Annotated in this window: 16 protein-coding genes and 1 tRNA gene; 14 read left to right on the top strand and 3 right to left on the bottom strand. The window is 70.0% G+C overall.

Translation table 11 applies throughout. The features are described 5' to 3' along the window. Nucleotide 1: 1 nt before the first annotated feature. From EJC51_RS38505 to EJC51_RS38520, 4 genes are all read left to right on the top strand, one after another. On the top strand, nt 2–1,606 hold the full coding sequence (locus EJC51_RS38505; protein ID WP_126275296.1) for a formate dehydrogenase beta subunit: 1,605 nt from the start codon (nt 2–4) through the stop codon (nt 1,604–1,606). After that, a complete protein-coding gene (gene fdhF / locus EJC51_RS38510) occupies nt 1,603–4,371 on the top strand; it encodes a formate dehydrogenase subunit alpha (protein ID WP_126275297.1) in 2,769 nt (922 codons plus the stop codon). The genes EJC51_RS38505 and fdhF overlap by 4 nt, the downstream gene beginning before the upstream one ends. Before the next feature lies 1 nt (nt 4,372). Continuing rightward, a complete protein-coding gene (locus tag EJC51_RS38515) occupies nt 4,373–4,585 on the top strand; it encodes a formate dehydrogenase subunit delta (protein WP_244363043.1) in 213 nt (70 codons plus the stop codon). A 120-nt stretch (nt 4,586–4,705) separates the two neighbouring features. Next, the gene (locus tag EJC51_RS38520; RefSeq protein ID WP_126275298.1) at nt 4,706–5,647 is read left to right on the top strand and encodes a LysR family transcriptional regulator; all 942 of its coding nucleotides are present in this window, start codon (nt 4,706–4,708) and stop codon (nt 5,645–5,647) included. A 3-nt stretch (nt 5,648–5,650) separates the two neighbouring features. Here the strand turns inward: EJC51_RS38520 and EJC51_RS38525 are convergent, their stop codons facing one another. Next, nucleotides 5,651–7,225, bottom strand: coding sequence for a FadD7 family fatty acid--CoA ligase (locus tag EJC51_RS38525; protein ID WP_126275299.1), 1,575 nt, complete (start codon nt 7,223–7,225; stop codon nt 5,651–5,653). Nucleotides 7,226–7,479: 254 nt separating this feature from the next. On the opposite strand from EJC51_RS38525, the gene oxc reads away from it, so the two are divergent. Together oxc and frc are read left to right on the top strand one after the other, a co-directional pair. After that, on the top strand, nt 7,480–9,231 hold the full coding sequence (gene oxc, locus EJC51_RS38530; RefSeq protein ID WP_126275300.1) for an oxalyl-CoA decarboxylase: 1,752 nt from the start codon (nt 7,480–7,482) through the stop codon (nt 9,229–9,231). A gap of 43 nt (nt 9,232–9,274) precedes the next feature. Further along, the gene (frc, locus tag EJC51_RS38535; RefSeq protein ID WP_126275301.1) at nt 9,275–10,531 is read left to right on the top strand and encodes a formyl-CoA transferase; all 1,257 of its coding nucleotides are present in this window, start codon (nt 9,275–9,277) and stop codon (nt 10,529–10,531) included. A 70-nt stretch (nt 10,532–10,601) separates the two neighbouring features. Here the strand turns inward: frc and EJC51_RS38540 are convergent, their stop codons facing one another. Then, nucleotides 10,602–11,027, bottom strand: a complete 426-nt coding sequence (locus EJC51_RS38540; RefSeq protein WP_126275302.1) for a PAS domain S-box protein — start codon at nt 11,025–11,027, stop codon at nt 10,602–10,604. Nucleotides 11,028–11,267: 240 nt separating this feature from the next. Here EJC51_RS38540 and EJC51_RS38545 point away from each other — a divergent pair, with 240 nt between their 5' ends. The 3 genes from EJC51_RS38545 to fusA all read left to right on the top strand — a co-directional run bounded on the left by EJC51_RS38545 (nt 11,268) and on the right by fusA (nt 14,597). After that, a complete protein-coding gene (locus tag EJC51_RS38545) occupies nt 11,268–11,960 on the top strand; it encodes a GntR family transcriptional regulator (RefSeq protein WP_126275303.1) in 693 nt (230 codons plus the stop codon). 158 nt (nt 11,961–12,118) lie between these two features. Further along, nucleotides 12,119–12,203, top strand: a tRNA-Leu gene (locus tag EJC51_RS38550). 348 nt (nt 12,204–12,551) lie between these two features. Next, complete coding sequence (gene fusA, locus EJC51_RS38555) at nt 12,552–14,597, top strand: elongation factor G (protein WP_126275304.1); 2,046 nt, start codon at nt 12,552–12,554, stop codon at nt 14,595–14,597. A 201-nt stretch (nt 14,598–14,798) separates the two neighbouring features. Here fusA and EJC51_RS38560 read toward each other — a convergent pair whose 3' ends face one another. Continuing rightward, on the bottom strand, nt 14,799–16,544 hold the full coding sequence (locus tag EJC51_RS38560) for a coagulation factor 5/8 type domain-containing protein (protein ID WP_126275305.1): 1,746 nt from the start codon (nt 16,542–16,544) through the stop codon (nt 14,799–14,801). Between the two features lie 221 nt (nt 16,545–16,765). On the opposite strand from EJC51_RS38560, the gene EJC51_RS38565 reads away from it, so the two are divergent. The 5 genes from EJC51_RS38565 (at nt 16,766) to EJC51_RS38585 (ending at nt 22,882) form a co-directional block, all read left to right on the top strand. Then, on the top strand, nt 16,766–18,082 hold the full coding sequence (locus EJC51_RS38565; protein WP_126275306.1) for an ABC transporter substrate-binding protein: 1,317 nt from the start codon (nt 16,766–16,768) through the stop codon (nt 18,080–18,082). Between the two features lie 5 nt (nt 18,083–18,087). Then, on the top strand, nt 18,088–19,080 hold the full coding sequence (locus EJC51_RS38570; protein ID WP_126275307.1) for a carbohydrate ABC transporter permease: 993 nt from the start codon (nt 18,088–18,090) through the stop codon (nt 19,078–19,080). Nucleotides 19,081–19,087: 7 nt separating this feature from the next. After that, nucleotides 19,088–19,927, top strand: a complete 840-nt coding sequence (locus EJC51_RS38575) for a carbohydrate ABC transporter permease (protein ID WP_126277299.1) — start codon at nt 19,088–19,090, stop codon at nt 19,925–19,927. Nucleotides 19,928–19,970: 43 nt separating this feature from the next. Continuing rightward, nucleotides 19,971–21,329 (top strand): GH1 family beta-glucosidase, encoded by a 1,359-nt coding sequence (locus EJC51_RS38580; protein ID WP_126275308.1) that lies wholly within the window; start codon nt 19,971–19,973, stop codon nt 21,327–21,329. A 137-nt stretch (nt 21,330–21,466) separates the two neighbouring features. After that, the gene (locus tag EJC51_RS38585; protein WP_126275309.1) at nt 21,467–22,882 is read left to right on the top strand and encodes an MFS transporter; all 1,416 of its coding nucleotides are present in this window, start codon (nt 21,467–21,469) and stop codon (nt 22,880–22,882) included. Nucleotides 22,883–22,894 lie beyond the last annotated feature (12 nt).

Here is a 22,894-nt window from a genome sequence, read left to right on the forward strand (position 1 = left end):
CATGAACAACGCTGCCCACTCCGCCGCGACGGTCTACGTCCCCCGCGACTCGGCGGCCCGCTCCGTCGGCGCCGACGAGGTGGCCGCCGCCCTCCAACACGCCGCCACCCGCGGGGACTTCGCGATCGAGGTCGTACGCAACGGGTCGCGCGGCATGCTCTGGCTGGAGCCGATGATCGAGGTGGTCACCCCACAGGGCCGCGTCGGCTACGGCCCCGTGGCCCCCGAGGACGTCGACGGACTTCTCGCCGCCGGCCTGCTCGACGGCGCGGAGCACCCGCTGCGGCTCGGCCTCGTCGACGAACTCCCCTGGCTGGCGCGGCAGACGAGGGTCACCTTCGCCAGAGTCGGCGTCACCGACCCGCTCTCCCCGCAGGACTACGTCGAGCACGGCGGCCTCAAGGGACTCCGCGCCGCCCTCGACATGGCCCCCGCCGACGTCGTCGCCGCCGTCACCGAGTCGGGGTTGCGCGGCCGAGGCGGCGCCGGATTCCCGGCCGGCATCAAGTGGAAGACGGTGCTGGACTGCGCCGACGAGCTGAAGTTCGTGTGCTGCAACGCGGATGAGGGCGACAGCGGGACCTTCGCCGACCGGATGGTCATGGAGGGCGACCCGTTCCTGCTCATCGAGGGCATGACCATCGCGGCACACGCGGTCGGCGCGAGCGAGGGCTACGTCTACATCCGCTCGGAGTACCCGGACGCCATCGCCACGATGCGCGAGGCCATCGAACTCGCCCGCCAGCAGGGCTGGTTGGGCCAGGGCATCCTCGGCTCGCCGCTCGACTTCGACCTGCACGTCCGGGTCGGCGCCGGCGCGTACATCTGCGGTGAGGAGACCTCCATGCTGGAGAGCCTGGAGGGCAAGCGTGGCATGGTCCGGGCGAAACCGCCGATCCCGGCGATCGAGGGGCTGTTCGGCAAGCCGACCGTGGTGAACAACGTCCTGACGCTCACCACCGTCCCGGTCGTCCTCGCCGACGGCCCGAAGGCCTACCAGGACCTCGGCGTCGGCCGCTCCCGCGGCACCCAGGTCTTCCAGTTGGGCGGCAACATCGCCCGCGGCGGCATCGTGGAGACCGCGTTCGGCATCACCCTGCGCGAGCTGATCGAGGAGTACGGCGGCGGCACCCGCACCGGACGCCCCGTGCGGACGGTTCAGGTCGGCGGGCCGCTCGGCGCGTACCTGCCGGAGTCGCAGTTCGATCTGCCCATGGACTATGAGGCGTTCGCCGAGGCCGGCGCGATGCTCGGGCACGGCGGCGTCGTCGTCTTCGACGACACCGTGGACATGGCGGCGCAGGCCCGCTTCGCCATGGAGTTCTGCGCGGAGGAGTCCTGCGGCAAGTGCACCCCCTGCCGGGTGGGGGCCGTACGCGGCGTCGAGGTGATCGACAAGATCGTCGCCGGTACGCACCGCGACGAGAACCTCGCCCTGCTCGAAGACCTCTGCGACCTGATGACCGACGGCTCGCTGTGCGCGATGGGCGGATTGACCCCGATGCCCGTGCGCAGTGCCCTCGCCCACTTCCCCGACGACTTCCTCGGCGGGCGCAGGCTCCTGGACATCCACCCCGTGAACACGAGGACGGAGGGCTCGGTATGACGCTCCTCAAGGAACCCGACTTCGGAACACCGGAGCGACCGGGCCCGGCCACGGTCTCCGTCGAGATCGACGGCCTGCCGGTGACCGTCCCCGAGGGCACCTCGGTGATGCGCGCCGCGGCGGAAGCCGGCGTCGACATACCCAAGTTGTGCGCCACCGACAGCCTGGACGCCTTCGGCTCCTGCCGCCTGTGCGTGGTCGAGATCGACGGCCGCCGCGGCACCCCGGCCTCCTGCACCACCCCCTGCGCCGACGGCATGAAGGTGAGCACCCAGACACCGAAGGTGGAGAAGCTCCGCCAGGGCGTCATGGAGCTCTACATCTCCGACCATCCCCTGGACTGCCTGACCTGCCCCGCCAACGGCGACTGCGAACTCCAGGACATGGCAGGCGTGGTGGGCCTCCGGCAGGTCCGCTACGGCTACGAGGGCGCCAACCACCTCGACGCCGAGAAGGACACCTCCAACCCCTACTTCGACTTCGACCCGTCCAAGTGCATCGCCTGCTCCCGCTGCGTGCGCGCCTGCGGGGAGGTCCAGGGCACGTTCGCGCTCACCATCGAGGGCCGCGGCTTCGACAGCAAGGTCTCACCGGGCGCGGGGGAGTCCTTCATGGACTCCGAGTGCGTGTCCTGCGGCGCCTGCGTCCAGGCCTGTCCGACCTCCACGCTCCAGGAGCGCTCGGTCGTCGAACTCGGCATGCCCACCAGGTCGGTTGTCACCACCTGCGCCTACTGCGGCGTCGGCTGCTCCTTCAAGGCCGAGCTGCGCGGCGACGAACTCGTGCGCATGGTCCCGTACAAGGACGGCGGCGCCAACGAGGGCCACTCCTGTGTGAAGGGCCGCTTCGCCTTCGGCTACGCCACCCACCCCGACCGCGTGCTCAAGCCGATGGTCCGCGACCGGATCACCGACCCGTGGCGCGAGGTCGAGTGGGACGAGGCGATCGGCACGGTCGCCCGCCGGATGCGCGAGATCCAGGACCGGCACGGCTCGGGCGCGGTCGGCGCCATCACCTCCTCCCGCTGCACCAACGAGGAGGTGTACGTCGTCCAGAAGATGGTCCGCGCGGCCTTCGGCAACAACAACGTCGACACCTGCGCCCGCGTCTGCCACTCCCCGACGGGCTACGGCCTCAAGCAGACCTTCGGCGAGTCGGCGGGCACCCAGGACTTCCGCTCGGTCGCGCAGGCCGACGTCATCATGGTCATCGGCGCCAACCCCACGGACGGGCACCCGGTGTTCGCCTCCCGGATGAAGCGCCGGCTGCGCGAGGGCGCGAAGCTCATCGTGGTCGACCCGCGCCGCATCGACCTGGTCCGCTCGCCGCACATCGAGGCCGAGCACCACCTCCAGCTGCGGCCCAGCACCAACGTGGCCGTGGTCAACGCCATGGCCCACGTCGTCGTCACCGAGAACCTGGTCGACCGGGACTTCGTGACCGCGCGCTGCGAAGGCTTCGACGACTGGGCGGAGTTCGTCGCCCGCCCCGAGAACAGCCCGGAGTCGGTCGAGGAGATCACCGGCGTACCCGCCGCCGAACTCCGCGCCGCCGCACGGCTGTACGCGACCGCGCCCAACGGCGCCATCTACTACGGCCTCGGCGTCACCGAGCACAGCCAGGGCTCGACCATGGTCATGGGGATGGCCAACCTCGCGATGGCGTGCGGCAACATCGGCCGTGACGGTGTCGGCGTGAACCCGCTGCGCGGCCAGAACAACGTCCAGGGCTCCTGCGACATGGGCTCCTTCCCGCACGAACTCCCCGGCTACCGCCACGTCTCGGACGACGCGGTACGCACCGTCTTCGAGAACCTCTGGGGCGGAACCCTCCTCGCCGAGCCGGGACTTCGCATCCCCAACATGTTCGACGCGGCCATCGACGGCTCCTTCCGCGGCCTGTTCGTGCACGGCGAGGACATCGCCCAGTCCGACCCCAACCTGAAGCACGTCACCGCCGCCCTCGAAGCCATGGAACTGGTCGTCGTCCAGGACCTGTTCCTCAACGAGACCGCCAAGTTCGCGCACGTCTTCCTGCCCGGCGCCTCCTTCCTGGAGAAGGACGGCACCTTCACCAACGCGGAGCGCCGCATCAACCGCGTCCGCGCGGTGATGAAGCCCAAGACCGGCAAGCACGAGTGGCAGATCGTGAGCGAGATCGCCACCGCCATGGGCTACCCGATGGCGTACGACCACCCGGGTCAGATCATGGACGAGATCGCCGCCGTCACCCCCACCTTCACCGGCGTCTCCTTCGAGCTGCTCGACAAGCTCGGCAGCGTGCAGTGGCCCTGCAACGAGGAGGCCCCGGAGGGCACGCCCATCATGCACGTGGACGAATTCGTGCGCGGCAAGGGCAGGTTCGTGGTCACGTCGTACGTCCCCACCAACGAACGCAGCACCAGGCGCTTCCCGTTGGTCCTGACGACCGGCCGCATCCTCAGCCAGTACAACGTCGGCGCGCAGACCCGCCGTACCGGCAATGTCGCCTGGCACCCCGAGGACATCCTGGAACTGCATCCGCATGACGCGGAGGACCGGGGCATCAAGAACGGTGACATGGTCACCCTGGCCAGTCGGGTCGGTGAGACCACCCTGCGCGCGGAGATCTCCGACCGGATGCCGACCGGGGTCGTCTACACGACCTTCCACCACCCGGTGACCGGCGCGAACGTCGTGACCACCGAGAACTCCGACTGGGCCACCAACTGCCCGGAGTACAAGGTCACCGCCGTGCAGGTCGGCCTGGCGACGGCGGGGAGCTGAGATGACCGCGACCGTGCCGTCCGAGCAACGGATGGCGAACGACATCGCCAGGAACCTCGGGCATCTGCCCCAGGAGCGGGCGGCGGAGGAGATCGCGGGGCACATCGGCCGGTTCTGGGACCCGCGGATGCGCGCCCGGCTGGACGCGTACGTCGACGCCGGCGCGGACGGCCTCGACCCCCTGGTGGTCGCCGCGGTGAAGCTCCTGCGCTGAGGCGGTGTCGCGGCCGCGTCTCCGGCGTGCCCGGGGGTGTACACGTCGAACGGATACTGCATACAGTATCTGCGTCGGCCGTCTACAGCCCCGGCCTGCCCGGCGAGAGAGGAGTCGTTCATGCTGTTCCGGCAGCTTGAGTACTTCGTGGCGGTGGCGCGGGAGCGTCATTTCGCCCGGGCGGCCGAATCCTGCTTCGTGTCGCAGCCGGCGCTGTCGGCGGCGATCGCCAAGCTGGAACGGGAGTTGAACGTCACCCTCATCAACCGCGGCCACACCTACCAGGGCCTCACCCCGGAAGGCGAGCGGCTCGTCGTCTGGGCCAAACGGATCCTCGCCGAACAGGACGCCTTCAAGGCCGAGGTGGCCGCGGTCCAGTCCGGCATCACCGGCACCCTGCGGCTCGGCACCGACCCCACGGCCTCGACGACCCTGGCCCTGCCCGTCGCCGCGTTCTGCGCCGCCCACCCGCTGGCCAAGGTGCAGGTGCGCTCCCGGCTGTCGACCAAGGAACTCCACCGCCAGCTCCGCGACTTCGAACTCGACGTGGCGATCGCCCACTTCGACCCCGGCGACCAGGAGGGCCTCCAGGTCGTCCCCCTGTACCAGGAGCGGTACATGCTGCTGGTGTCGGACGACCAGCCGGTCACCCAGTCCGCCACCGTCACCTGGGCGGACGCGGCCCAACTGCCGCTCGCCCTGCTGACACCCGACATGCGCATCCGGCAGATCGTCGACACCGTCTTCGCCGAGAAGGGGTTCGTGGTGACCCCGCAGATCGAGACGGACTCGATCGCCTCCCTCTACGCGCATGTGGGCGGCGGCGGTTGGGCGAGCATCGTCCCGCACACCTGGCTGCGCGCGATGCCGGTCGTCGGCCGCACCCGGGCGGTGCCCCTGGTCGATCCGGAGGCCGGCGCCCAGGTCTCGGTGGCGATCCATGCCGGAACCCCCGGCTCGGTCGCCGCCCGCGCCTTCGTCAACGCGGCGACGGGCCTGTCCCTGGACGACGTCTTCGCCCGCCCGCTGCCCGCCGACCACCTCGTGCGCGCCGTCCCCTGACGCTCACGGCGCGTACCGGGCCTGTACGGCCTTCCGGTCGAGCCCTCCCTTGGCGGTGTACGGCAGCGCGTCGACCACTTCGAGCCGGTCGGGCACCTCGAACGCGGCGAGCCGGTCCCGGCAGTACCGCAGGATCTCCGCCGCGTCCACGCCCTCACCGTCGCGCACCACCACGGCGGCCCCGACCCGCTGCCCGTACGTCGCGTCCGGTACGGCGAACACGGCCGCCTCCGCCACCCCCGGGCAGCCGGCGAGGATGTCCTCCACATGCTCGGGCGCGATCTTCTCGCCACCGCGGTTGATGAGGTTCGTGATCCGCCCGGTCAGCGACAGATACCCGTCCGCGTCCAGCAGGCCCAGGTCACCGGTGCGCAGCCAGCCGTCGACGAAGGTGTACGACGTCTCGTCCGCGTCGCCGAGATACCCGCGGGCGACCGTGGGCCCCTGCACCCACACCTCGCCCTCCACACCCACGGGGCAGGGAATCCCACCGGGTCCGACGACCCGGACCTCGACACCGGTCGGCCGGCCGACCGAGCCCTGCTTCAACTCCCCCCGCCCCGGCAGGGGTTCACTGGTCGCCTGGTGCGAGGACTCGGTCATCCCGTACGCGGACAGCAGGGGTGCGCCGAACGTGCGCTCCAACGCCCGCTGGGTGGCCGTGTTGAGCGGAGCGCTGCAACTGCGGACGAACTTCAGCGGTGGCGCCTGCGGCCCCGGGTACTCCTGCTCCGACCGGTCCAGCAGGATCTCGTGCAGGGCCGGGACCGCCGTGAACCACGTGGCGGCCACTGCCCGCATGTCGTCCCAGAACGTCGTCGCGGAGAACCGCCCCCGCTCGGGCAGCAGCACACAGCCGCCGCTCGCCAGCGAGGCCAGCAGTGCCGCGAACAGCCCGTGTCCGTGGAAGAACGGCATCACCGCGACCGTCGCGTCCCGGGGGCCCAACTCGTAAGTGGCGCAGATGTTCCGTACGGACGCCGTGACGTTCGTATGGGTCAGCGGGACCATCTTCGCCCGCGCGCTGGTCCCGGCGGTGAACATCACGAGGGCGTCGTCGCCCGACAACTCGGCGGCGGCTCGCGGCAGATGGGCCGCGGGGCCGACGTCGAGGGTGACCGAGGCCGTGCCCGCCCGGGAGACGCCGACGCGCAAGGGCCACGCCTGCACCGGCAGTCGGGTGTCCGCGACGGGCGGCCCCACCAGAACGCCCCGGGCGCCCAAAGCACTTACCCGGGCCGAGAGTTGGGCCATCGGAAGCGCCGGGTCCAACGGCGCGACCACCAGCCCGGCCCGAGCCGCCCCGAACAACGCCACGACGAACTCGGCCGTGTTGGCGGACAGCACCCCGACCGCGTCACCGCGTCGCAGCCCGGCCCCGCCGAGCCGGGCGGCCACGTCGTCGGCCAGGGCGGCGAGGGCGCGGTAGGACAGGTGGACCCGCTCACCGCCGACGACCAGAGCACGGGCGTACGGACGTTCCCGGGCCTGCCGGTCGAGGAGATCGACCAGGCCCGTCAGCGTCGGAGGCCGGTACCGATCCGCGTCGCGCACGGCTGCCGCGACCACAGCGGCCATGACCCCACCCCCTAGCCAGGTCCGATGGAACAGTCCTCTGCGAGCCTGCGGCGACCTTCGGCGGCCGTCCAATACGCACTGCCGACCGGCCGATAACGGGCGCCTATCAAGGGAGCTGTGAGGGCCCGTGCCGGCCCTCGATAGAAGTTGCTTATCGGCTGGTCGCCGATGGGTCTTGGACGTGGGCGAACGCGCTGCGGATGGTGAGAGGAGTAGCCGCACCGGCAGGACCTGCCCAAGGAGGACCCCGGACCATGACCGCCCCCTCGACACAGGAGACCGCGGCAGCAGCCGACGTGCCGACCGAGCAGCTGACCGACGGGTACCACCTGGTCGTCGACGCGCTCAAGATGAACGACGTCGACACCATCTACGGGGTCGTCGGCATCCCCATCACCGACCTCGCCCGCCTCGCTCAGGCCCAGGGCATCCGCTACATCGGCTTCCGGCACGAGAGCAACGCCGGACACGCGGCCGCCGCCGCCGGCTACCTCACCAAGAAGCCGGGCGTGGCCCTCACGGTGTCGGCACCGGGCTTCCTCAACGGCCTCGTCGCGCTGGCGAACGCGACCACCAACTGCTTCCCCATGGTGCAGATCTCCGGCTCCAGCGAGCGCCACCTCGTCGACCTCAAGCAGGGCGACTACGAGGAGATGGACCAGCTGGCCGCCGCCCAGCCGTTCGTCAAAGCCGCGTACCGCGTCAGCCGCGTCGAGGACATCGGCCGCGGTATCGCCCGCGCCCTGCGCACCGCGATCTCCGGGCGCCCCGGCGGTGTCTATCTCGACATCCCCGCCGCGGTGCTCGGCGCCATCATGCCCAAGGCGGACGGCGACCGGACCCTGAGCCGCCTCGTCGACCCCGCGCCGCGTCAACTCCCCGCCCCCGACGCCGTGGACCGCGCGATCGAGCTGCTGGCCTCCGCCGAGCGCCCACTGATCGTGCTGGGCAAGGGCGCCGCGTACGCCCAAGCGGACGACAAGGTACGGGAGTTCATCGAGTCCACCGGCATCCCGTACGTACCGATGTCGATGGCGAAGGGCCTGCTGCCCGACGACCACCCGCAGTCCGCGGCCACCGCCCGCTCCCTGGCCCTGAAGAAGGCCGACGTCGTCATGCTGATCGGCGCCCGCCTCAACTGGCTCCTCGGCCATGGCCAGGCGGGCTGGAACCCGGACGCCAAGTTCGTCCAGATCGACATCGACCCCAAGGAGATGGACAGCAACCAGCCCATCGCCGCGCCGCTCGTCGGCGACATCGAGTCGGTGCTCGACGCGCTCGCCGAACGCACCAAGCCCGGCCAGATCCAGGCCCCTTCGGCCTGGCGCGACGAACTCGGGGCGCGCTCCGCGCAGAACGTCGCCAAGATGGCCCAGCGGCTGGCGGCCGACCCGCACCCCATGCAGTTCATGGGCGCCCTGAAGGCCGTACGCGACGTCATCCACGCGCGCCCGGAGACGTACCTCGTCAACGAGGGCGCCAACGCCCTGGACATCGCGCGCAACGTCATCGACATGCACGTACCGCGCCACCGCCTCGACAGCGGCACCTGGGGCGTCATGGGCATCGGCATGGGGTACGCCATCGCCGCCGCCGTCGAGAGCGGACAGCCGGTCGTGGCCGTCGAGGGCGACAGCGCCTTCGGGTTCAGCGGCATCGAGATCGAGACGATCTGCCGCTACCGGCTCCCGGTCGTCACCGTGATCATGAACAACGGCGGCGTCTACCGCGGCGACGACACCAACCCGTACGACGACGCCCCCGCGCCCACCACGCTCATGTCGGCGGCCCGCCACGACCTCCTCATCGAGGCGTTCGGCGGCAAGGGCTACCGCGCCACCACCCCCGCCGAGGTCACCGCCGCCCTCACCGAGGCCCTCGCCTCCGGCGGCCCGGCGCTGATCGACTGCGTCATCGACCCCTCGGCCGGCACCGAGAGCGGCCACATCTCGCACCTCAACCCCAAGGGCATCACCGTCGGCAACATCACGCCGGCCAAGAAGTGACCGCCCAGCCCAGCCCCCGCAACTTCACGAAAAGGAAGCAGACATGAGTGAAAAGCCGCTCGCCGGAATCAAGGTGATCGACTTCACCGGGGTCCAGGCCGGTCCCGCCTGCACGCAGATGCTCGCCTGGTTCGGCGCCGACGTCCTGAAGGTGGAGCGCCCCAACGGCGGCGACGTGACGCGCCGTCAGCTCAGGGACATCGAGGACCTCGACGCGCTCTACTTCACGATGCTCAACAGCAACAAGCGCTCCCTCGCCATCAACACCAAGACCCCCGAGGGCAAGGAGGTGCTGGAGAAGCTCATCAAAGACGCCGACGTCCTGGTGGAGAACTTCGCGCCCGGCGCCCTGGACCGCATGGGCTTCACCTGGGAGCGCATCCAGGAGCTGAACCCGCGCCTCATCTTCGGCTCGGTGAAGGGCTTCAACGACCAGTCGTCCTGGAACGACCTCAAGGTCTACGAGAACGTCGCCCAGTGCGCCGGCGGTGCCGCCTCCACCACCGGCTTCTGGGACGGCCCGCCGACCATCTCCGGCGCCGCCCTCGGCGACACCAACACCGGGATGCACCTGGCGATCGGCATCCTCACCGCGATCATCGACCGGAACAAGACCGGCAGGGGCCAGAAGGTCTCCGTCTCCATGCAGGACGCCGTCCTCAACCTCTGCCGCGTCAAGCTGCGCGACCAGCAGCGCCTGGAGCGGGTCGGCTACCTGGAGGAGTACCCCCAGTACCCCAACGGCGAGTTCACCGACGTCGTCCCGCGCGGCGGCAACGCGGGCGGCGGCGGCCAGCCCGGCTGGGTGCTCAAGTGCAAGGGCTGGGAGACCGACCCGAACGCGTACATCTACTTCACCGTCCAGGAGCAGAACTGGAAGCGGACGGCCGAGGTGATCGGCCACCCCGAGTGGGCCGAGGACCCCGAGTACGCCACCGCGCGCGCCCGGCAGTCGCACATCTTCGAGATCTTCGCGGAGATCGAGAAGTGGCTCGCCGACAAGACCAAGTACGAGGCGGTGAACATCCTGCGCGAGTGGGAGGTGCCCTGCGCCCCCGTGATGAGCATGAAGGAGATCGCCTACGACGAGGACCTGCGCAAGAGCGGCACGGTCGTCGAGGTCGAGCAGAAGGAACGCGGCACCTATCTCACCGTGGGCAGCCCGGTGAAGTTCTCCTCCTTCAAGCCCGACATCACCGGCGCCCCGCTGCTCGGCGAGCACAGCTCCGAGGTGCTGGTCGAACTCGGCTACGACGAGGAGACCATCGGCCGCCTGAAGGAGACCGGCGTCATCGTGTAGGCAGGGACAGGTGAGTGGGGGCCGTTGCCTGAAAGGCAACGGCCCCCACTCACCTGTGCGTTCAGGGAGTTCAGACGGCGGCCTCGGCACGCCGTCGCATCAACTCCCGCTCCCGCTCGCGCCGCGCGGTCACATCCCGGATGACCGCACCGCAGTACATGTCACCGTCGGCGGCCGGGAGCATGACCACGCTGAACTCGATGGAGATCCTGCGCCCGTCCGCGGCCAGCGCGGGCACGTTCAGCAGATCGGCCTCTCCGTACTTGCTGGTGCCGCGGTCCATGGCCCCCTGGAAGCCGTCCCAGTGCCGCTTGCGGTGCTTCTCCGGGATGATGACGTCCAGACTTCGCCCGTCCACGTCGGCCGCCGAGAACCCGAAGATACGCTCCGCGCCTTGGTTCCAGTACCGGATGAGTCCGTCGCCGTCGATGATCACGATGCCGTCGGGCGCCTGGGCGGCCATTCCCAGGACCACCTCGGGATGCAGATCTTCCATGTCGCCTCCGAGCAGGGGCTGTGTCACTGGCATGGGTGAGGCGGGACCCTTGCGGCGCAGGGGGCGCTCCCCGCCACTCAGGGTCCCGCCGCCGACGAACCGTGTCGACGAAATATTGTCTACAGGATGAGATTGGCGCCAGCAAGACTCCGGCCCGTTTGTGCGCCGTAGACTGTAGGCGAAAGCCAATTCATAATTGCCTCCTGCACGCAGCGACGACGCTGACGAGGAGGGGCCGTGATGTTGTCGACGACTGGCCTGCCACAGGGTGCGGTACCCAAGCTCGAACGTCCCGGCCCGCTGCGCGACCGTGTGTACGAGGCGCTCCTCGAACTCATCACCACCCGCGCTCTCCAGCCCGGCCAGCACCTGGTGGAGAGCGAGCTCGCCGGGCATCTGGGTGTCTCGCGTCAGCCGGTGCGCGAGGCGCTGCAACGGCTCAGCACCGAGGGATGGGTGGATCTGCGCCCGGCGCAGGGCGCGTTCGTGCACGAACCGACAGAGGAGGAGGCCGACCAGCTCCTCACCGTCCGCACCCTCCTGGAGGCCGAGGCGGCCCGGCTCGCCGCGGCCAACGCCGACAGCACGGCCATCGCCGCCCTCGAGGAACTGTGCGCCGAGGGTGAGCGGGCCGTCGCGACCGACGACGTGGACGGCGCGGTCGCGATGAACGCCCGGCTGCACGCGAAGATCATGGAGCTCGCGGGCAACGACGTCCTGGCGGAGCTGGCCGCCCAGGTCGACCGGCGGGTCCGCTGGTACTACACGCCGGTCGCGCGGCAGCGCGGACAGCAGTCCTGGACCGAGCACCGCGAACTGATCGCCGCGATCGCGGACCGCGACGAACAGCGGGCGATCGAGGCCATGCGGACCCACACCGAGCAGACCCGGAAGATGTACCACGAGCGAGGGAACCGGCCGCGCCGACGGTAACCGCCCGGTCGCGCACGGTGCGGCCCCGAGCGGCCTTCCGCAGGTGGCGGGGGACGGCTGCCCAGCGGACGGATATGCAGGTGAAAGGCGCTCCGAAAGCTTGGTATTGTTGTCCATGTCGCCGCGGGGAACACCCCCGGCCAGGCGGCAGACACCTAGTCCGGGTGGCGGAATGGCAGACGCGCTAGCTTGAGGTGCTAGTGCCCTTTATCGGGCGTGGGGGTTCAAGTCCCCCCTCGGACACAGAGAGTAACCACAGCTGTGCGGGTCGAGGATCTCCTCGACCCGCACAGCTGTTTTCCGTGGCGTGCGCGGCCGTCGAATAATCATGTGCCGACCCACCCGCCCCCTCCCTACACTCACCTCAAGATCCGTGACGAACGAGGGGAGCCCGGCCGTGTGTGACCGCACCGCTGTCGTCGCTTCCCGTACCCGCTACGAGGTGATCCTCGTGTCTCCGGCCGCCCGGCGCCCGCTGCGCGGCCGGTGCCGGATGCCCGTCACGAACTCCTGACGCATCGTCAAAACGAGTGTTTCGTACGGGAATTGCGCTGCCCTTTTGTCACGGAACACCTCGAAAGGCCATGGGCCGTGCGTACTCGCAGCAACCCTCTCACCACCGTCCGTAACCTGGGCATCCTCGCCCACGTCGACGCCGGCAAGACCACCGTCACCGAGCGGATCCTGTTCGCCACCGGCACCACGCACCGGCGCGGTGAGGTCCATGACGGCACGACCGTCACCGACTTCGATCCGCAGGAGCGCGACCGCGGCATCACGATCTTCGCGGCGGCGATCAGCTGCGCCTGGGACGGTCATCGCATCAACCTGATCGACACCCCGGGGCACGTCGACTTCGCCGACGAGGTGGAGCGCTCCCTGCGGGTGCTCGACGGCGCGGTCGCGGTGTTCGACGCCGTCGCGGGCGTGGAACCGCAGAGCGAGTCCGTCTGGCGGCAGGCCGACCGGTACGGCGTTCCGCGGATCGCGTTCGTCAACAAGATGGACCGCGCGGGCGCCGACCTCGACGCCGCCGTCGCCTCCATCCGGGAGCGGCTGCACCCGGCGCCCCTCGTGGTGCAGCTGCCCATCGGCGCGGAGGACGGCTTCCGCGGGGTCGTCGACCTGGTCGGCATGCGGGCGCTGACCTGGGCCGACGGCGACGACATGGTCGTACAGGAGATCCCGGAGGCGCTCGCCGAGGAAGCGGCGCGGCGGCGTCGGGTGCTGGAGGAAGCGGTGGCCGAACTGCACGCCGGCGCGCTGGAGGAGTTCTGTGCCCGGTCGGCGCTCGACGCGCGGACGCTCGGCGAGGCGTTGCGGGACCTCACGCACTCCGGCGACGGGGTCGTGGTCCTGTGCGGTTCGGCCTACCGCAACCGTGGTGTCGAACCGCTGCTCGACGCGCTCGTGGCCTATCTGCCGTCGCCGCTCGACGTGCCCGCCGTGCGCGGCACCGGCGAGGGCGACGGGCAGGAGCGGCCCGCCGACCCGGCGGCGCCGTTCGCGGGGCTGGTGTTCAAGGTGAACGCCACCCCGACCGGGCGCCTCACCTACCTGCGGGTCTACTCCGGAACGATCGAGAAGGGAGACACGGTGTGGGACTCCGGCGTACGGCGCACCGAGCGCATCGGGCGCATCCTGCGGGTGCAGGCCGACCGGCACGCCCAGGTGGAGCGGGCGGTCGCCGGGGACATCGTGGCCGTCGTCGGGCTGAAGGCGGTCCGCGCCGGGTCGACGCTGTGCGCGCCGGACGCCCCGCTCGTCCTCGAACCGCCCGGTGCCGCCGAACCCGTCGTGTCCGTGGCGGTCGAGGCAGTGCGGTCCACCGACACCGACCGGCTGGCCCAGGCGCTCGCCCGGCTGGCCGAGGAGGACCCGTCGCTGGTCGTGCGCACCGACCCGGAGACCGGGCAGACCGTGCTGTCCGGCATGGGCGAACTGCATCTGGAGGTCGCACTGGAGAAGGTGCGGCGTGACCAGGGGCTGGACGTCAACGCCGGGCGGCCGCGGGTGGCGCTCCGGGAGACCGTCGGGCGCGGGGTGTCCGGGTTCGTCTTCCGGCACGTCAAACAGGACGGTGGCGCGGGGCAGTTCGCGCATGTCGTCCTCGATGTGGAGCCGCTGCCCGTGGACGCCGGGTTCGAGTTCCGCTCGGCCGTCGTCGGCGGGCGGGTGCCGCAGGAGTACGTCCGGGCGGTCGAGGCCGGCTGCCGCGACGCCCTGGCCGAAGGGCCGCTCGGTGGTCACCCGGTGACCGGGCTGCGCGTCACCCTCACCGACGGGGCGACCCATGTGAAGGACTCCTCCGACACGGCCTTCCGCACGGCGGGCCGGTTCGGGCTCCGGGACGCCCTGCGCGCCTGCGCCATGGTGCTGCTCGAACCCGTCGCCGAGGTCACGGTCACCGTGCCGGACGCCGCGGTCGGCGGAGTGCTCGGCGACCTCGCGGCCCGGCGCGGTCGGGTCACGGGTTCGGCCGCGCGCGCCGGTTCGGCGGTCGTCACGGCCACCGTGCCGCTCGCCGAACTCTTCGGCTACGCGACCCGGTTGCGCAGCCGGACCCAGGGCCGCGGCACGTTCACGGCCCGGCCGACGGGGTACGCCCCGGCGCCGTCCGGGGTGACGGCTGCGTAGTCCCGGGGCCGCGGTCCTGGGTCACAGGTCCCGTTGCCGGTTCGCGCCACGAACGAACAACGTTCGTGGCGCGAACCGAAAGGGTGCCCCGGGGGCGGGGCACGCCGTCGACGGCGCCGTCGGCCGCTGGGCGCGGGAGACCGCCCCGGCGGTGCGGGCGGCCGTCGTGGCCGCCCGCACCTGACGAGTCGTCAAGATCCGTCAGGGGTACGACACCACGGTGGACGGCACGGTCGACGTGCCCGACGTCGCCGCCCCCGTCTCGTTGATGACGTGCTCGTACTGGCCGTTGCCCCCGAGCGAGACGACCAGCAGGTCGTGGAAGCGCACTCCCGGCCGGTTCGGGGCGGCGAAGCCGTGGTGCTGCACGATCGTGGGGTCGACGTTGTAGTAGCAGTAACTGCCGAGTCCCCAGCCCTCGTGCGTGGTGACGGCCTCGCCGACCCGGTAGGCCGCGTAGCCCTTGACCGCGCCGTTCTGGATCGCGGCCTGGTTCGGGGCGTCGTACGCCTTCTCGTTCTGGAAGAAGATCGTGCGGCCGCGTTCGCCGAACCACTGGACGTCGTACTTGTTGAAGTGCTCCACGAACAGGCCGGTGGCGAGGACGTCGGAGCCGTTGACGACCACGCCGTAGTCCGCGCGGTTGGTCTCCCAGCCGACGCCCTCGCCGTGGTCGGCGCGCCACACCCAGGTGTGGTCGACGATGGTGTGCCGGTTGTTGACGACCATGGAGGTGGTGGCCTTGCCGGGGCCCGCGCCGCCGATGCGGAGGAACACGTCCTGCACGGTGGTGGGGTTGGCGGAGTGGTCCCGCCAGGCGCCGCTCGGGCCGACCTCCAGCAGGGACGCCGAGTTGACCGGGCCGGCGTCGACCAGGAAGCCGGCCAGCCGGACACCGTCGACGTCGGCGACCTTCAGCGCGGTGACGCCGTTGTCCGGCACGAGGGTCGCGTAACCCAGGCCCAGGACCACGGTGTTGGCGCGGTTCACCTGGATCGGCCGGTCGACGTGGTAGATCCCCGGCGTCAGCAGCAGGTGCAGCCCTTGGGTGAGGGCCTGGTTCAGCGTCGCCGCCGAGACGCCCGGCTTGGCGACGTAGAACCGCGACAGCGGCAGCGAGGTGCCCCGAGGGGTGCCGTTGCCCCAGGTCACCCCGCGTGCGTTGGTGCGCAGGGACGGCAGGAAGACCCGGTACTCGCTGCCGCTGAGGTACAGGAAGGGCTTCTCGCGGGAGACGGGTGTGGTGTCGAGAGTGGTGTACGGCGGGTTCGGGAAGCTCTGCGCGGGGGCGCCCTCGACGCCCGAGAACACCATGTTCCAGACACCGTTGAGCCAGCTGCCGATCGCGCTGTCCCTGGTGTACCACTGCTGCTGGGAGTACGGGCCGATCTGACCGTCGATGCGGCTGTCGGCGATGTAGCCGCCGCTGGCCCAACCGTAGCCGGTGGGCGAGAGGTTGAGGCCGCCGCGGACGTGCATCCGGCGGAACGGGGCGGCCTGCGCGACCGCCCAGCGGTTGGTGCCGTTCGCCGGGACCAGCGCCAGGTTCTCCGCCGAACGCCAGAAGTTCTGCGTGGCGTTGCCGCCGAACCAGCCCGCGTCGACCGTCACGTCCCCGTTGATGGTCGTGTCGTCGGGGGAGAGGCCGAGGCCCGCGATCGAGGTGTAGAAGCCGAGTTGGGCGTTGAGGCCGTGGTAGGTGCCGGGCTTGAAGAGCAGCGCGTAGCGGCCGGTGCCGAACTGGGCCGACTCCTGCTGGGCGAACACCGCGTCCAGCTTCGCCTGGATGTCAGGGGTGCTCGGGTCGAAGACCAGGACGTTCGGGCCGAGGTCGCCGCCTCCGGGGAGGGCGTTCGGGCGGCCCCAGGACGGGGTCGCGGACAGGGCCAGGGCGGTGGGGACCGCGGCGCCCAGGACGGTTCTCCGGCTGAGCGGGGACGGACTCATGGCGGCTCCTTGTTCGGGAAGTCCTTGTTCAGGAAGTGAACGACGGAAGGGTTGGGAGCGCTCTCTCGCCGAGGGATGCTTCAGGGTTCAAACGCGGACGTCAAGAGGTGTCGCCGAGTTCAACAAGTGCTGTTCAACCCCTTGACGCGCCGAACGCCTGCCGTTTAACTCACGTCCTAAATTAAGCCGTGAGTGCATTCCCTGAAGGGACACCAGGAGCCATGCGCAGCATCCGAGCCGCGGCCGTAGGCGCCGTCACCATGTCTCTCGCCCTGGCCGCGTCGGCCTGCGGAGGCGGTTCGTCGACCGAGGGCGGGTCCAACGACTCGCCCAAGACGCTCACCTACTGGGCCTCCAACCAGGGGGCGAGCGTCGAGATCGACAAGAAGGTCCTCCAGCCGGAACTCGACAAGTTCAAGAAGCAGACCGGCATCGAGGTGAAGGTGGAGGTCGTGCCCTGGTCGGACCTCCTCAACCGCATCCTCACGGCGACGACCTCGGGCCAGGGCCCCGACGTCCTCAACATCGGCAACACCTGGAGCGCCTCCCTCCAGGCCACCGGCGCGCTGCTGCCGTGGGACGCGAAGAACTTCGCGGCGATCGGCGGCAAGGACCGCTTCGTCGACTCCGCGCTCGGCTCCACCGGCGCCGAGGGCAAGGACCCGGCCGCGGTGCCGCTGTACTCGATGGCGTACGCCCTCTACTACAACAAGAAGATGTTCGCCGACGCGGGCATCGCCCAACCGCCCACCACCTGGGCCGAGTTCGTCGAGGACGGCAAGAAGCTCACCAAGGGCGGCAAGTGGGCGCTCGGTGTCGAGGGCGCGAACCCCTCCGAGAACATCCACCACGCGGTCGTCTTCGCCAAGCAGCACGGCGGCGACTTCTTCACCGCCGACGGCAAGCCCGACTTCACCAACGACGGGGCGGTCGCCGGCGTCAAGGAGTTCGTCGACCTGATGGCCAAGGACAAGGTCATCGCGCCGGGCAACGCCGAGTACGCGCAGAACCAGTCGGTCAGCGACTTCGCCAAGGGCAAGACGGCCATGCTGCTGTGGCAGTCGGCGTCCGCGAACCTCAAGTCCCAGGGCATGAGCGAGGACTCCTTCGGCATCGCCCCGGTGCCCGTGCAGTCCGGCACGCCCGGCACCGGCACCGGCGTCAACTCGATGGTGATGGGCATCAACCTGGCCGTCTTCAAGAACTCCGACAACCTCGACGGCGCCAAGAAGTTCGTGAAGTTCATGACGAGCGACGCCGAGCAGAAGATCCTCAACACCGCCTACAGCTCCATCCCGCCGGTGAAGGGCGCCCAGGCGGACCCGGCCTTCAACACCCCCGCCAACGGCGTCCTGAAGAACACCCTCGCCACCAGCGCGGTCGCGGCCCCGCAGGTCGCCGACGAGTCGCAGTTCGAGACGGCGGTCGGCACGGCCATCAAGGGCCTGTTCGCCGACGCGGCCGCCGGGCGCGCGGTGACCACCGAGTCGGTGAAGGCGGCCCTGGAGAAGGCCCAGGCGCAGATGCCGGCGGCGTGACCCTGATGACCAGCACTGTCGAACTCCCGGTGCGCAAGGGGGAGTCGGGCGACAAGGCGGCGCGTGGACCGCGCCGCCGCGTCCCCGGCCGCATCCGCCGCGTCGGACTGCCCTATCTGCTCCTCCTGCCCGCCCTGATCCTCGAACTCCTCGTCCATCTCGTGCCGATGGTCATCGGCATCGTGATGAGCTTCAAGGAACTCACCCAGTTCTACATCCGCGACTGGGGCGCCGCGCCCTGGGCCGGCCTCGACAACTTCCGGATGTCGGTGGACTTCGACGCCCCGGTCGGCGAGGCCCTGCTGCACTCCTTCCTCGTCACGGTCGGCTTCACGCTCGCCTCGGTCGGCCTGTGCTGGCTGATCGGCACGGCCGCCGCGATCTGCATGCAGGACACCTTCCGCGGCCGGGGCCTGCTGCGCGCCCTGTTCCTGGTGCCGTACGCCCTGCCGGTCTACGCGGCCGTCATCACCTGGGTGTTCATGTTCCAGCACGACAACGGCCTGGTGAACCACGTCCTGCACGACCAGCTCGGCCTCACCGACAAGCCGTCCTTCTGGCTCATCGGCGACAACAGCTTCATCGCCCTGCTGGTCGTGTCCGTGTGGAAGGGCTGGCCGTTCGCCTTCCTCATCGTCATGGCCGGACTCCAGAACATCCCACGGGAGTTGTACGAGGCCGCCGCCCTCGACGGCGCCGGGATGTGGCAGCAGATCCGCCGCATCACCCTGCCGTCGCTGGGCGCCGTCAACCAGGTGCTGATCCTGGTGCTGTTCCTGTGGACGTTCAACGACTTCAACACGCCGTACGTGCTGTTCGGCAAGTCGGCCCCGGAGGCCGCGGACCTCATCTCCGTCCACATCTACCAAGCCTCCTTCGTCACCTGGAACTTCGGCACCGGCTCGGCCATGTCCGTGCTCCTGCTGCTGTTCCTGCTCCTCGTGACGGGCGTGTACCTCGCCGTCACCTCGCGCGGACGGAGGGCGTCGCGTGCCTAGTTCCCCCATGGCGCCGCCGCGGTCCTTCCTGTGGACCCGGCGCGTGTTCCTCACCCTGCTGGCGGGCTTCGTGCTGCTGCCGGTGTACGTGATGATCTCCAGCTCGCTGAAGCCGCTCGCCGACGTGACCGGCAAGTTCCGCTGGATGCCGAGTGAGTTGACCTTCCAGCCGTACGTCGACATCTGGTCGACGGTCCCGCTCGCCCGGTACTTCGTGAACTCCCTGATCGTGGCGAGCGCGGCGGCCGTCTGCTCGGTGGTGATCGCCGTGTTCTCGGCGTACGCGGTCAGCCGCTACGACTTCCGCGGCAAGCGCGTCTTCACGGTCACCGTCCTGTCGACGCAGATGTTCCCCGGCATCCTCTTCCTGCTCCCGCTGTTCCTGATCTACGTCAACATCGGCAACGCCACCGGCATCGCCCTGTTCGGCTCGCGCGGCGGGCTGATCCTGACGTATCTCACCTTCTCCCTGCCGTTCTCGATCTGGATGCTCATCGGGTACTTCGACTCGGTGCCGCGTGACCTGGACGAGGCGGCGCTCGTGGACGGCTGCGGGCCGCTCGGCGCGCTCTTCCGGGTCGTCGTGCCGGCCGCCATCCCCGGCATCGTCGCGGTCACCGTCTACGCGTTCATGACGGCCTGGGGCGAGGTGCTGTTCGCGTCGGTGATGACCAACGACACCACCAGAACCCTCGCCGTCGGCCTCCAGGGCTACTCCACGCTCTACGACGTGTACTGGAACCAGATCATGGCCGCCTCGCTGGTCGTGAGCGTCCCGGTGGTGGCCGGCTTCCTGCTCCTCCAGCGCTATCTCGTCGCCGGGCTGACGGCGGGCGCCGTCAAGTGACCGCTTCGGACACCGTCAAGTGACCACTCCTGAAAGGACTTTCGTGACCATCGATCTCGCCGCACTCCCGGACGACTTCCTGTGGGGCACGGCCACAGCCGCCTACCAGATCGAGGGAGCCGTGACGGAGGACGGCCGTTCGCCGTCGATCTGGGACACGTTCTCGCACACCCCCGGCAAGGTGGCGAACGGCGACACCGGCGACATCGCCTGCGACCACTACCACCGCTGGCGCGAGGACATCGGCCTGATGCGTCAACTGGGCGCCAACGCCTACCGGTTGTCCGTCGCCTGGCCGAGGGTGGTGCCCGGCGGCGACGGCCCGGTCAATCCCAAGGGCCTCGCGTTCTACGACGAGTTGATCGACGGTCTGCTCGCGGCCGGCATCACCCCGTCCGTCACCCTCTACCACTGGGACCTGCCCCAGGCCCTCCAGGACCGCGGCGGCTGGCCCGAGCGCGAGACCGCCGAGCACTTCGCCGCGTACGCCTCGGTCGTGGCCGAGCGCCTGGGTGACCGGGTGCACCACTGGACCACCCTCAACGAGCCCCTGTGCTCGGCGTGGATCGGCCACCTGGAAGGGACGATGGCCCCAGGCTGGACCGACCTCACGGCGGCGGTCCGGGCCTCGTACCACCTGCTCCTCGGCCACGGCCTCGCCGCACAGGCCATCCGCGCGGCCGCCCCCGGCGCCCGGGTCGGCATCGTCAACAACCTCTCCACCGTCCACCCGGCCACCGGCCGCCCGCAGGACCTGCGAGCCGCCCGCCGCATGGACGGCCACACCAACCGCTGGTGGCTGGACCCGGTCCACGGCCGCGGCTTCCCGGCGGACATGCGAGAGGTGTACGGCGTCGAACTCCCGGAGAAACCAGGCGACTTGGAGACCATCGCCGCTCCGCTCGACTGGCTCGGCCTGAACTACTACTTCCCGCAGACCGTCGCCGACGACCCTAACGGCCCGGCCCCGTACGTCCGTTCCGTCCGCCGTGACGGCGTACCCCGCACCGGCATGGACTGGGAGATCGACGCGAGCGGCATCGAGACCCTGCTGCTGCGCCTCACCGACGAGTACGGCGCCCGCAAGCTGTACGTCACCGAGAACGGCTCCGCCTACCCGGACGTCGTACGCCCCGACGGCACCGTCCACGACCCCGAGCGGCAGGACTATCTGACCCGGCACCTCGCCGCCTGCGCCTCCGCCGCCCGCAAGGGTGCCCCGCTGGCCGGCTATTTCGCCTGGTCGCTGCTCGACAACTTCGAGTGGGCCTACGGCTACGACAAGCGGTTCGGGCTGGTCCACGTCGACTACCGCACCCAGACCCGCACGATCAAGGGCTCAGGCCACCGGTACGCGGAGATCATCCGGGCCCACCGGGGACGGGAGCGGTACGCGGCATAAGCGGCGGACGGGGCCGGAAGTCCCTGCTCATCGGGTCCTAGGGCGGTTCGTGGTCACGTCCTGGGACCCTGCCGTCCCCCTTGTCGCCGGAGGAGGCTGAAGAAGCAAGGACAGCCTCCTCACCACCAGGAACAGCCATGCCTGCCGTACAAGAAGCGACGAGCACGGTCGCCGGGCGGTCGTACGACCTCGCCCAGTACCGGCCCGGCCGGGACATCACCGACTGGGAGCCCGAGAACGAGCTCTTCTGGAACTCCGTGGGGAAGCGGGTCGCCCAACGGAACCTCTGGATCGCCGTCCCGGCCCTGCTCGTGGCCTTCGTCGTATGGCAGGTGTGGAGCGTCACCGCCACCAACCTCGCCGACGTCGGCTTCTCCTTCACCACCTCGCAGCTGTTCTGGCTGACCGCGATACCCGGCCTGACCGGCGGCACGGCCCGGATGATCTACACCTTCCTGGGCCCGAGGACCGGCCAGCGCACCTTCACCGCGCTGTCCACGGTCGTCCTGATCGTCCCGCTGATCTGGCTGGGGTACGCGATCCAGGACACCTCCACGTCCTTCACCACCATGGCCGCCATCGCCGCCCTCTGCGGCATCGGAGGCGCCAACTTCTCCTCCTCCCTCGCCAACATCGGCTTCTTCTTCCCTCAGCGCGAGAAGGGCAACGCCACCGGCATCAACGGCGGCCTCGGCAACCTGGGTGTCTCCGTCGTCCAGCTGCTGACCCCGATCGTCATCACCAGCTCGGTCATCGCGATCGGCTCCGGCCAGGCCAACACCAGGACCGGCGAGACGGTGTACCTCCAGAACGCGGCCTTCGTCTGGGTCCCGGTGCTGATCGTCCTCGCCGCCGTCGCGTGGTTCGGCCAGAACAACCTCAAGACGGCGTCGACGTCCTTCGCCCGCCAGAAGGTGATCTTCCGCCGCAAGCACACCTGGGTGATGACCTGGCTCTACGTCGGAACCTTCGGCTCCTTCATCGGCTTCGCCGCCGCCCTGCCGATGCTGATCAAGACCACCTTCCCGGCCTACTCCGTCGCCACCTACGCCTGGATGGGTCCGGCCCTCGGCGCCCTCGCCCGCTGGGCCGGCGGCTGGATCGCCGACAAGCTGGGCGGCGCCCGCGTCACGATCCTGTCGTTCGTCGGCATGGCGGCCTCGATCATCGGAGTGATCAACTTCCTCCCCGGCGGCAGCACCGGCAACTTCGCGGGCTTCTTCGGCTGCTTCCTCGCCGCGTTCCTCTTCTCCGGCATCGGCAACGGCTCGACGTTCCGCCAGATCCCCGTCATCTTCCGCAACCGGCACCTCAAGGGCCTGACCCAGGGCACCCCGGAGTACACCAGGGCCCTGCGGCAGACCGAGATGGAGGCGGGCGCGGTCACCGGCTTCACCGCCGCCGTCGCCGCCTACGGCTTCTTCTTCATCCCGGCCCTGTTCGCCAACTTCGCGGTCACCAGCGCGATGTGGGGCTTCGTGGCCTTCTACGTCACCTGCATCGGCGTGACGTGGTGGTACTACGCGCGTGAGGGCGCGGAGTCGCCGAGCTGAGCCGTACCGGGG

Origin of the sequence: Streptomyces aquilus, from assembly GCF_003955715.1 — a bacterium.
GTDB classification, from domain to species: Bacteria; Actinomycetota; Actinomycetes; order Streptomycetales; family Streptomycetaceae; genus Streptomyces; species Streptomyces aquilus.

What these genes read in the sequence shown, in the direction of transcription:
- EJC51_RS38505 (WP_126275296.1), top strand. Translation starts at nt 2, where the DNA reads ATGAACAACGCTGCCCACTCCGCCGCGACGGTCTACGTCCCCCGCGAC.
- fdhF (WP_126275297.1), top strand. Translation starts at nt 1,603, where the DNA reads ATGACGCTCCTCAAGGAACCCGACTTCGGAACACCGGAGCGACCGGGC.
- EJC51_RS38515 (WP_244363043.1), top strand. Translation starts at nt 4,373, where the DNA reads ATGACCGCGACCGTGCCGTCCGAGCAACGGATGGCGAACGACATCGCC.
- EJC51_RS38520 (WP_126275298.1), top strand. Translation starts at nt 4,706, where the DNA reads ATGCTGTTCCGGCAGCTTGAGTACTTCGTGGCGGTGGCGCGGGAGCGT.
- EJC51_RS38525 (WP_126275299.1), bottom strand. Translation starts at nt 7,225, where the DNA reads ATGGCCGCTGTGGTCGCGGCAGCCGTGCGCGACGCGGATCGGTACCGG.
- oxc (WP_126275300.1), top strand. Translation starts at nt 7,480, where the DNA reads ATGACCGCCCCCTCGACACAGGAGACCGCGGCAGCAGCCGACGTGCCG.
- frc (WP_126275301.1), top strand. Translation starts at nt 9,275, where the DNA reads ATGAGTGAAAAGCCGCTCGCCGGAATCAAGGTGATCGACTTCACCGGG.
- EJC51_RS38540 (WP_126275302.1), bottom strand. Translation starts at nt 11,027, where the DNA reads ATGGAAGATCTGCATCCCGAGGTGGTCCTGGGAATGGCCGCCCAGGCG.
- EJC51_RS38545 (WP_126275303.1), top strand. Translation starts at nt 11,268, where the DNA reads ATGTTGTCGACGACTGGCCTGCCACAGGGTGCGGTACCCAAGCTCGAA.
- EJC51_RS38560 (WP_126275305.1), bottom strand. Translation starts at nt 16,544, where the DNA reads ATGAGTCCGTCCCCGCTCAGCCGGAGAACCGTCCTGGGCGCCGCGGTC.
- EJC51_RS38565 (WP_126275306.1), top strand. Translation starts at nt 16,766, where the DNA reads ATGCGCAGCATCCGAGCCGCGGCCGTAGGCGCCGTCACCATGTCTCTC.
- EJC51_RS38570 (WP_126275307.1), top strand. Translation starts at nt 18,088, where the DNA reads ATGACCAGCACTGTCGAACTCCCGGTGCGCAAGGGGGAGTCGGGCGAC.
- EJC51_RS38575 (WP_126277299.1), top strand. Translation starts at nt 19,088, where the DNA reads ATGGCGCCGCCGCGGTCCTTCCTGTGGACCCGGCGCGTGTTCCTCACC.
- EJC51_RS38585 (WP_126275309.1), top strand. Translation starts at nt 21,467, where the DNA reads ATGCCTGCCGTACAAGAAGCGACGAGCACGGTCGCCGGGCGGTCGTAC.